This is a genomic window from Streptomyces adustus, assembly GCF_009377175.1.
GTDB classification, from domain to species: domain Bacteria; phylum Actinomycetota; class Actinomycetes; order Streptomycetales; family Streptomycetaceae; genus Streptomyces; species Streptomyces adustus.
The window spans coordinates 1-10359 of record NZ_VJZD01000304.1 but is presented as its reverse complement, the minus strand read 5'-3'; the positions used below and the strand labels follow the sequence as shown (position 1 = coordinate 10359).

The window sequence follows — 10359 nt, the reverse complement described above, 5'->3', positions numbered from 1 at the left end:
GCGACGACTGGCACACGCCCCAAAAGAAGCAGCGCAGGCCTGAGTCTCTACCGGATCGTCCGCGAGCTGCAGACACTCCTCGCCACCTGGACCGGCGCCTGCCCCACCTGCCACCGCAACATACCCATACCCATACGAACCTGACCAAGCACTACTAGGCCCTGTCGTCAAATTCCCGTCGTCGCCCGGAGGGCGGCCCGCGGCGTCTGGTGCGTGCTCTCGGCGTGCCGGGCGGAAGTCCTCGTACTGGACGTACTCGGGCTTTCGCCCGGTGCGGCGAGAGTGCGTGCCAGGCGTCGTGGGACAGACGGGAATTTGACGACAGGGCCTAGGACGGCGGCGAGGTGGAGAGGCCGCAACCAACGGTGCCGGACTCCGGCTGTGCCTGATCCTGCTCCGTCACGCGTCTCGCATTACCTGGCATCCCGCCCCGGCTTCAGAGGAAGACCCGCGCCACCTCCAGCCACTTCCGGGCGTCCTCGCCTGTCGCCGTCAGGGCGGTCTCGGACGAGGGGCGACGTCGGGTGACGCACAGGCAGAAGTCCATGGCGCTACCCTGTACCCGTTGCGCTGCGGCCTCGGGGCCCCACACCCAGATCCGGCCGTCAGGTGCTGTCAGCTCGACGCGGAAGGGCTCCGCCGGCTCGGGCAGTCCGACGGCGGCGAAGGACAGTGCCCGTCCCAACACGCCCAGGGACGCCACGTGTTGCAGCCGGTCCGTCGGGCGGTGCGCCACTCCCACCGCGTCGAAGGCGTCCTGCCCGTGCGCCCAGGTCTCCATCAGACGAAGGGGCACCATCAGGGCCGGGGTCACCTTCGACATGTACCAGGGGAATGGGTGGTCCCACGGCGTGGCGCGCAGTGCCGCCGCCAGTTCCGTCCGGCCGGCCCGCCACTCCTCCAGGAGCACCGACCGCGGTTTGGCCGCTCCCTCGGCGGCGGCCTTGTCCGCGTACCCGCCGCCTTCGGCTTCGGCCCGCGCGAGCTCGGCGCCGAACGCTTCCGGAGTGCGTAACGCGCTGAGTACGTTCGCGTCCGACCACGCGAGGTGGGCTATCTGGTGGGCGACCGTCCAACCCGCTGCCGGTGTCGGTAGAGACCAGTCGTCAACTGCCCTGACCAGGGCGTCGAGTTCATCGCCTTCGGCCACCAGGGCGGACAGGACATCTGCGTCGTCCGCATCGGAGACGGCGAGGTTGTAGTTCAGCATGGCGCCATGGTGTCACTCCCGAGAAAGGGTCCGCCGTGATCCGGCCGGGCCCGGGCGTTCCTACGCCGCCCACCACACCGCCTTGTTCGTGTCGTAGCTGCGGCTGGCGCTGTGGGCGGCTCGGGTTCCGCCGTTGCAGGGCTGGGCGCACAGGACGCGCAGGTTGTCGACGTCGTTGGCCCAGCGTTTCGCCTCCGCGCGGGTGATCGCGCTGACGTTGCGGCCGTCGACCTGCCAGTTCACCGCCGTGGCCTTGGCCTGCACGTAGGCGATGATCTCCGTGATGTGGTCGATGGTGACGTAGCGGTTGCCGTCCGCCGCCGTCGCGTCGCTCATCTGGGGGATGTGCGTGCCGCACATCGCGCACTCGTACTCGGTCCGCCCGTTGGCGTCCTGGGGATTCGCCGCCTCCAGCACGGCGGCCGTCGTCGCGGCGGTGAATCCGATGTCGTCCCGGCTGCCGCTCCAGATGATCTCGTCCCTGGGGCCGCGGCTCGGCAGCTCGGGGGCTCGGGGCATGTCGGGGTCGAAGCCCTGCTGGGCCTGCTGCCGGGCGGACTGCGGTCTGCCGCCGAACTGCGACTGGGCGACCGCCTTGCGTTTGGGCCGTTGCGGACCGAGCATCCGCTGGGCGGTCACCAGCTGGACCACCGCCGCGTTGCCGGCTGTCTGTTGCAGGTCGGACAGGGCGGCGAGCCGCGAGGCATGCGGTTCGCCCGCGCGCACCGTGCCCGCACGGCGCATCCGCTCCGGGGCCTGCTCCGCAAGCCGTTCGTCGTGAGCGCGCACAGCGAGTCCTCCTTGGATCGGGTCACGAGACGAGCAGGTCGACGTACGGTCCGAACTCGCTGGCCAGCGTCAGTCGGCCCAGTTTCTGGTACTCGCGCTGGACGGCATGGATCAACTGTCGCATGGTCAGCGGGGATCCGGCCTCGGCGGTGAGGTAGGCGGCGGTGACGGCGACGGAGCGGATGTTGCCGCCGGCGAGTTCGAAGGCGTCGGCGCAGAAGGCGAGATCGAGGTCGTCGGTGCCGGTCAGGAGGGGTGCCAGGCAGCGGTGCCAGAGCGCCAGGCGCTGGACGGGGTCGGGGACGGGGAAGTCGATGACCAGGTCCAGACGGCGGGTGAAGGCGTCGTCGAGATTGGCGCGGAGGTTGGTGGCGAGCACGGCCAGGCCGTCGAAGGACTCCATGCGTTGCAGCAGGTAGGCGCTCTCCACGTTGGCGTAGCGGTCGTGGGCGTCCTTGACCTCGGAGCGCTTGCCGAAGATCGCGTCTGCCTCGTCGAAGAGGAGGACGCCGTTGACCCCGGCCGCCTCGGAGAAGATGCGCTCCAGGTTCTTCTCCGTCTCTCCGACGTACTTGTCGATGACCGTGGACAGGTCGACGGTGTAGAGGTCCAGGCCGAGATCGGCGGCGATGACCTCGGCGGACATGGTCTTTCCGGTGCCGGAGTCGCCGGCGAACAGCGCGACGACGCCCCGGCCGCGGGCGCCGCCGGGGCGCATCCCCCATTCGCCGAGGACGCGGTCGCGGTGGCGGGCGCGGGCGGTGAGTTCCTTGAGCTGGGTGAGGGTGTCGGGGGGCAGGACGAGGTCGTCCCAGCCGACGGCGGGTTCGATGCGGCGGGCGAGCAGGTCGAGTCCGGCGGAGTTCTGGGCCCGGGCGCCGCGGCGTACGTGCTCGGGGCGAAGTCCGGCGCCGTCCAGGACCGTGTTCTGGGCGGCGCTGCGGGCTGCGCGGGTGATCTGTTCGGGGGTGAGCAGGAAGGGCGCCAACAGGTCCGGTACGTCGATGCCGTCGGGCACGTCGAGCCCGTAGGCGTCCTGCCACAGCGCGGCGCGCGCGGTCGGTTCCACGCGCGGGGCGCGCAGCAGCAGCGGGGGTCTGGTGGACCAGGCGGCGTCCCACGGGGTGCGGCCGACGAGGACGACGGGGACGGGGACGTCCGTCAGCTGCCGTAGCAGCGCGGCCCGTTCGCGGTCGCGGTCCAGGGCGTCGACCGGGGCGCAGACCAGACCGGCGCCGGTCAGCCGGGCCTCGCGTACTGCGGTGCGTACGGCGTCCGCGGGGGCCGGGTCGCGGGCGAGGCGGGCCAGGTCCAGGGCGAGGGCGGGGCGCCCGGCCCCGGCGAGAGCGGTCGCGGCGAGGGCCGGGCCCGCGCCGCCCTGGTCCTCGCGCAGGTAGGCCAGGTGGATCTCGGCCGCCAGGGCGCGGGCCAGCGGGGCGGCGTCGCCCGCGCCGGGCACGGGCCGGGCCGGGGTCAGCAGGTCGGCGACCCGGGGGTCGGGGGTGTCGTCGCCGAGCAGGTGTGCGGTGACCCGGTCGGGTACGCGCAGGGCGCGCCCGAGGAACGGGCGGTCCGGGTCTTCGACGAGGAGCAGATCGCCGGAGAGCAGGGGCGCGCCGGCGCCGAGACGGGCGCGGGCGGAGGCGTCCGCCGGGGACAGTCCGCACAGCTCCAGGGCCAGGCCGATGGAGGGGCGGCGCCGGGTGACGTCGTCGTTGAGATAGCCGTAGAAGGACTCGAACCGGGCGTCCAGATCCGGCAGGAGGGCGATGAGCAGGATCTCGACGTCGAGGTCGGTCAGGCCCAGTGCGGTCGTGAGCCGGCGCAGGCTGGTGGGCGGCTCCGCGGTGTCGGCCTGTGCCTCGGCGTCGGCGTGCCGGACGGCGTCCGTACGGTCGGGAGCGGCGGGCAGGTGGGGCGTGCGCAGCAGGCGGTCCACGGTCTCGTCGGTGAGGTAGAGGCCGCGGAAGGCGTCGTCGGGGTTGGGGTCGGTCTGTCTGCGGGCGGCGACGGCGCGGCGTACCCGTTCCTCGACGAGGACCACCCGGTCCAGCAGGTGGCGAAGGCTGGGGTTCTCGGCGATGGGAGGCTCCTCGCTCCGCTCGGTGTGTGCGGGTGGGGTGGCGTGGGTCGGGCGTGACGGGCCGCGCGGATCCCCGCGTTCCTCACGGGGCACGGTGCCGCGCCGGGTCCGGGCCCGGGCCCGGGCCCGGTCGCGGGTACGGCACGGGCGAGCCCGCGCCGGATCCCGGCGCGGGCTTCCGCCACCGGGGCACCCGGCGGCCTGTGCTCAGCCACGGACCCCGGCTCACTCACGGACGCGCCGGGACAGCGCAGGCCGCGGGCGACGCGCCGGGTCGTCCGCCCCGCCGGTCCCCCGCGCTCCGGCGGGCCCGCCGGTGTCCCGGGTGTTCTCCACCCCGAGCCGCAGGCCGCCCTCCTCGGTGACCGGCGGCCCCGCCGCCATGGCCCCCGTGCCGACCAGGGGCACGCTGACCACGAGGTCGAGGGAGGGCTTCAGCTCACCGCCGAGCGCGCTCCACACGTCCGCGAACGAACGGTCCTCGGGGGGCGGCAGGGCGATCGTCATCGGCACCGGCAGCGGAAGCTCGGCCAGCGAGCCGGTCAGGTGCCGGGTGGGCATGGCGTCGCTGGCCATCAGGCACAGCAGGAGGGAGGACAGCAGGCGGTGTTCGTCCTCGGGGCGCCGGGTCCAGGCGGTGATCAGGTAGGACAGCTTGAAGTACCGGGGCGGGCGGTGCCGGGCGACGACGGTGCCGCGCTCGTCGTACTCGTTGGACAGGCCGCGGGAGCGGCGGCGCATGTCCTCCCGGATGTCGTAGAGGTACAGATTGACGGTGGGGGCGTTGACCTTGGCCGCCCACTCGCGGGTGGGTGCGTCGAACATGACGCTGATCTGTGTGCCGCCCAGGGCGTCGTTGCGGACGAGGGCGCGCAGTGCTTCGTCGACCTCGTGGATCACTGTTCCACCTCCGTCCTGGTCATCCGCGTCATCGCCTCGTCCGTGTCAGCCGCGGCCGATGAAGTCGGGCGGCTGGAGGCTGCGGGGCACGACGAGGACCTTCGCGCCGACCGGGTCGTATCCGGGCCCGGTCGCCCGCAGCAGCCGCTGTCCGGTCCGGTCCTTGCGCAGGACGAGGACCTGGCTGCGGAACGTCCCGTCGTCGTCCACCCGCACCGGGACCGTCGCGGCGGTGATGCCCACGTTCCACTTCAGCTGTACGACGGTTCCGGCCGGGAAGTCGCGGCCCTCGGCGAGGACGACGTCGCCGAGCCGGGCGACGACGGGCCCGACGGTCAGCACGGGCTTCAGGACGCGGATGCGGACGGTGTCGGTGTTGTTGCCGGGGAACGGGTCGGTCGGTGTGCCGGCGACCCGGGCCGTCAGGGTGCCGCTGGTGGCCTTGTCGTACGACAGCCGGGTGGTGACCTCGATCCGGCCGCCGGCCGGCAGGGAGCAGGGGCTGGCGGAGGTGCAGCGGTCCTGGGGGCTCACCACGGTGGCGGTCCCGGGCGCTACGGCGGTCAGGACGACGTTCGTGGCGTTGTCCGGTCCGGCGTTGGTGAGGGTGAACGTCGCCGTGAGGGTGCCTCCGGTGAAGGCCGGCTGCGGGTCGACGGCGGCGGTCACGGCGAGGTCGGCGGCGGGCGGGACGGGTCCGGGCGGCATCAGGGTGACGGTCACGACGGCGGTGTCACGGCCGATGTTGCCCGCCTTGTCGGTCGCCGTGCAGGTGACGGTGGTCTTCCCGATCGGGAAGCGCGACCCGGAGGGCGGGGTGCAGCTGGTGGGGAGGGTGCCGTCGACGACGTCCTGGGCGGTGGCGGTGTACCGGACGGGGATGCCGGTCGGGCTGATGGTGCGGACGGTACGGTCGTCCACCCGGACGACGGGCGGAGCGTTGTCGACCACGGTGAAGACGGCCGTGTCGGTGCCGGTGTTGCCGGCGGCGTCGGTCGCGGTGCAGGTCACGGTGGTCTTCCCGATCGGGAAGGTGGAACCGGACGGAGGTGCGCAGGTGACGGCCACGGGCCCGTCGACCAGGTCCTGGGCCGTGGCGGTGTACTCGATCGGGGCGCCGTCGGGCCCGGTGGCCGCCACGGTGCGGTCGGTCACGGTGACCACGGGCGGGGTCGTGTCGACCACGGTGATCACGGCGGTGTCGGTGCCGGTGTTCTCACGGGAGTCCGTCGACGTGCAGGTCACCGTCGTACGGCCGACCGGGAAGGTGGAGCCGGAGGGCGGGGTGCAGGTGACCGTCGTCGGTCCGTCCACGGTGTCGACCGCGGTGGCGGGGTACTCCACCGTCGCGCCGTCGGGCCCGGTGGCCTCCACCGTGCGGTCGTCGACGGTCACGACGGGCGCGGTCGTGTCGATCACCGTGATCACGGCGGTGCCGGTGCCGGTGTTCCCGTGGGAGTCGGTCGCCGTGCAGGTCACCTTGGTCTCCCCGATCGGGAACACCGAACCCGAGGGCGGATCGCAGGTGACCGTCACCTTCCCGTCGACGGTGTCCTGCGCCGACGCGGGGTACTCCACGACCGCGCCGTCGGGGCCGGTCGCCTGCGCGGTGCGGTCCTCGACGGTGACGACGGGTCCGGTCGAGTCGACCACGGTGATCACGGCCGTACCTCGACCGACGTTGCCCGCCTTGTCGGTCGCCGTGCAGGTGACCGTCGTCCGCCCGATGGGGAAGCGGGTCCCGGAGGGCGGCTCGCAGAAGACCGGCACGTCGCCGTCGACGTTGTCGTGCGCGGTGGCCGGGTAGGCGACGACCGCGCCGTCCGGGCCGGTGGCCTCGACCGTGCGGTCCTCGACGTTCACCGCCGGACCGGTCACGTCGTTGACGGTGATACGGATCTGCTCCCGGTAGGCCGGGTCGGCCGCCGGGCCGAGGGTGAACTGGACCGTGCAGTTCAGCGTGGTGCCCTGGGGTGCGTCCGGGGACACGGTGATGCGCTCGCTGAAGGAGGCGGTCTGGCCGCTGGTCACCTGGATGCTCGGCGGGGACAGGGAGACGTCCAGCGAGCGGTCGCAGTCGACGAGCTGGCGGCCAACAATGACCGGGAGGTTCTTCAGGCCCTGGACGATGGCGTTCGACACCTGGGTCGGGTCGACGCCCTGGAAGTACGTACCGCCGGTGGCCTGGGTGACGCGGGTGGCCTGGCCGTTCTCGTAGTCGCCGCCATCGGGCCGCTGGCCGTCGAGACCGTCGCTGTAGCTGTCCACGTCGACGGCGAGCACCTTCACGCCGTGGCTCTTGAGCGTACTGACGACGTCGGTGAAGCTGTGCCCGTTGCTGGGGTCGTGGCTGGAGGCGTCACCGACCAGGATGACCACGGGGCTGGCACCGTCCCGGAACGTGTTCCGGCCGTCGACCCCGGTCGCCACCTCGTAGAGCGCGTTCCCCCAGTCCTCCGGGGTGTCGCCGCCGCCGCCGGCGGTCAGGGCGTCCACGCCGCGCTTGATGGCATCGCGGTCGGCGGTGAACGCCTGGTGCAGGATGAAGAGCCGGTCGTGGTCGGCCTGGTCACCGTAACTGGCGACGGCGAACCGGGAATCGGGCTGCGCGCCGAAGACCTGGTCGACGATCTCGGGCAGGTTCTCCCGCACGTTGACGATGGGTTTGTCCATGCTCCCGGTGTTGTCCACCAGCAGCACGACATCCGGCTTGGGCGGGACCGCCGGGGTCTGCACCTGCTTGTCCACGGTGATCGAGGCACCGGGGTCCAGCGACTGCTGCACCAGCGCCGGGGTGACCGGGGACACCGCCGACCGCGCGGACGGCGCAGACGGTGAAGGCGAGGCGGACGGGGAGGGCGGTGAAGGCGAGACGGAGGGTGCCGACGGTGCGGACGACGAGAGAGAGGAGGGAGAAGGGGGAGAGGAGGACGGCGAAGGGGAGACGGGCGAAGCCGTCGTGACCCGCGGCGCCGAGTCTCCGGTGCCGGCTCCTACCGCGCCGAACGCGAGGACCGCGGCCATCAGGCCCGCCCGCAGCCGGAACACCCGCACGACATCCCCTCCCAGATCTACGTCCGTCCCACCGTCCCCGGCGCCGCTCCTCGACGGAGCGGCGCATGGGACACCCGAGGGGGAAGCGCGCGCTGCCCCTCCGGGCAATCGCCTCCTCCCCCTCGCCACCGAGTGGACCGCCCCCCTTTCGGGTCGGCCCACCGGATCAGCCCTTCGGTTCAGCCCCGTCAGATCAGGCCCTGCCGGAGCGCGTAGGCGACGACATGGGAGCGGTTGCGCAAGTGCAGCCGGGTGACCAGCTCGTGCAGGATGTTCTTGATGGTGCGTTCGGAGTACGCGAGTTTCGAGGCGATGTCCCCGGTGTCGTAACCCTCGGCGACCAGCCGGACGACCTCGATCTCCCGGTCGGTGAGCCCGCTGAAGTTCAGGCCGCGCGGCGCCAGGACCTGGCTCTGCAACTGACCGACCTGCTCCAGCAGACGGCCCAGCAGATCGGCGGGAACACATCCTTCTCCCCTGGCCACCGCGTTGATCACCTGCACCAGCCGCTCCGGCGTCGCCTCGGACCGGCGCAGGATGCCCGCCACTCCGCACTCGGCGGCACCGACCAGCTGCTGGTCGTCGATGCGGGTGGCGATCAGCGCCATCCGGGCCGCCGTCGTGCGCCGGATGTGACGCAGGGTCCGCAGCGACTCCTCGTCTATGGTCTCCACGACGACCACCACCACGGCGGCGACCGTCTCCTCCCCCTCTTCCTGAAGCCGGATCTCCGGCCGGGGCCGCAGCTGTGAGGCGACCCCCGCTCGGGAGATCGGGTCATCCGCGCGCAGGCACACAACTATCCGGTCCACAACGGTCTCCCCCCAGGTCAAGCGCCTCGCGGCGCGCCGAGCAGTATGCGGCAGGGGACTCCACACGAAGTCAACAAGGCATCAATGGGCACATCAGCTTCCCGAAAGTCTTCCTGAGAGGCCCGTGTAGGCCGCCGTCACCGGCCTTACCGTGCCGCTCATGACAACTGCGGCAAGCCTGGACACGACCGCTGTGACGGCCGAGCCCGGCGGGCGGATCGACGTTCCCCTTCAGGTACGCAACTCCGGCAGCACGGTGGAGGAGTACCGCTTCGAGGTCGTGGGCCCGGCGGCGGCCTGGGCGACCGTCGAACCGGCGAGCCTTTCGCTGTTCCCGGGCAGTACGGGCACCGCGGTCCTCGCGCTGAGCCCGCCCCGGAGCTCGGAGGCACTGGCCGGGGACGTCCCGTTCGGGGTGCGGGTGGTGCCCACCAGCGCCCCCGACACGACGGTGGTGCCCGAGGGCGTCGTCACGGTCCTGCCGTTCGCCTCGATCACCGGGGAGCTGGTGCCCCGCGGGTTCGACGGCGCCTGGCGCGGCAACACGGACGTGGCCGTCGACAACCACGGCAACACCCCGGTGACGGTGCAGCTGACGGCCCAGAGCGACAGCTCCCGGGCGCGGCTGCGCTTCTCCCGGGAGACCGTCGAGCTGGCGCCGGGCGCGGCCGAACTGTCACGGCTCACCGTGCGTCCGGCACGGCGGCTGTGGCGCGGCACCCCCGTGGTGCATCCCTTCCAGGTGGTGGCGACGCCCGTGGGCGACGTGCCGCACGAGTCGGTCGTCCTGGACGGCACCTACCAGCAGAACGCGATACTCCCGCGCTGGCTGCCGCGCGCCCTGGTGGCGGCGGTCGCCGCGCTGGCGGCCCTGGCCGTCGTGTGGTTCGCCCTGCTGCGCCCGGTGGTGCGGTCGGCGGCGCGGGAGGAATCCAAGAAGCAGGTGGCCGCCGCGCTGTCGCCCAGCCCGGGGGCGTCCGGCGCCGCGAGTGGCGGTGGCTCGTCCGGGGCGTCGGCGGGCGCCGGCGGAAAGGGTCAGGACGCGGCGGCCGGTGGCTCACCGAGCTCCGGCGCCGCGGCGGGATCGTCGGCCGGGAGCACCGGCGGCGGTACGGGCGCGACCGGCGGCGGAGGCACGGGTGGCAGCGGGGCCGGGGGTACCGGGGATCCGCGCAGCGCTCAGGCCGAGGTCAAGGACTCGGCGGGCGGTGACCCCAAGACCGGCACCGTGTTCACCGTCCCGGCCGACCAGGCGTTCGATCTGACGGACCTGGTGGCGCAGAACCCGCAGGGCGACTCCGGCACCGTCGTCATCGCCGCCGAGGGCCGCACGCTGCTGCGGCTCGCGCTGCAGAACTTCCGCGACCAGGACTACCACTTCGTCACCCCGATCGTGGTGCCCGCCGGAGGGCGGATCACCATGACGGTGACCTGCACCGAGGTGGGCAAGCCGGTGGGCAGTCCGACACCGGCCCAGTGCGCCGAGTCGGTGCTGGTCGGCGGGACTGTGT

Annotated in this window: 7 protein-coding genes; 1 reads left to right on the top strand and 6 read right to left on the bottom strand. The window is 72.7% G+C overall.

What is annotated here, in order from left to right:
* Window positions 1-436 precede the first annotated feature (436 nt).
* The 6 genes from FNH09_RS40955 to FNH09_RS40930 all read right to left on the bottom strand — a co-directional run bounded on the left by FNH09_RS40955 (window position 437) and on the right by FNH09_RS40930 (window position 8848).
* Window positions 437-1210 (bottom strand): TIGR03084 family metal-binding protein, encoded by a 774-nt coding sequence (locus tag FNH09_RS40955; RefSeq protein WP_152894945.1) that lies wholly within the window; start codon window positions 1208-1210, stop codon window positions 437-439.
* Window positions 1211-1270: 60 nt separating this feature from the next.
* Window positions 1271-1999, bottom strand: a complete 729-nt coding sequence (locus FNH09_RS40950) for a hypothetical protein (RefSeq protein ID WP_152894944.1) — start codon at window positions 1997-1999, stop codon at window positions 1271-1273.
* 22 nt (window positions 2000-2021) lie between these two features.
* Entirely contained in the window at window positions 2022-4082 is a 2061-nt protein-coding gene (locus tag FNH09_RS40945) for an ATP-binding protein (protein WP_338017839.1), read from the bottom strand.
* A gap of 225 nt (window positions 4083-4307) precedes the next feature.
* On the bottom strand, window positions 4308-4982 hold the full coding sequence (locus FNH09_RS40940; RefSeq protein ID WP_162469848.1) for a Pvc16 family protein: 675 nt from the start codon (window positions 4980-4982) through the stop codon (window positions 4308-4310).
* A gap of 45 nt (window positions 4983-5027) precedes the next feature.
* A complete protein-coding gene (locus tag FNH09_RS40935) occupies window positions 5028-7766 on the bottom strand; it encodes an HYR domain-containing protein (protein WP_152894943.1) in 2739 nt (912 codons plus the stop codon).
* A gap of 458 nt (window positions 7767-8224) precedes the next feature.
* A complete protein-coding gene (locus FNH09_RS40930) occupies window positions 8225-8848 on the bottom strand; it encodes a LuxR C-terminal-related transcriptional regulator (RefSeq protein WP_162469847.1) in 624 nt (207 codons plus the stop codon).
* A 160-nt stretch (window positions 8849-9008) separates the two neighbouring features.
* On the opposite strand from FNH09_RS40930, the gene FNH09_RS40925 reads away from it, so the two are divergent.
* Window positions 9009-10359 (top strand): COG1470 family protein (locus FNH09_RS40925; RefSeq protein WP_152894941.1); only part of this gene is annotated, 1351 nt, incomplete at its 3' end.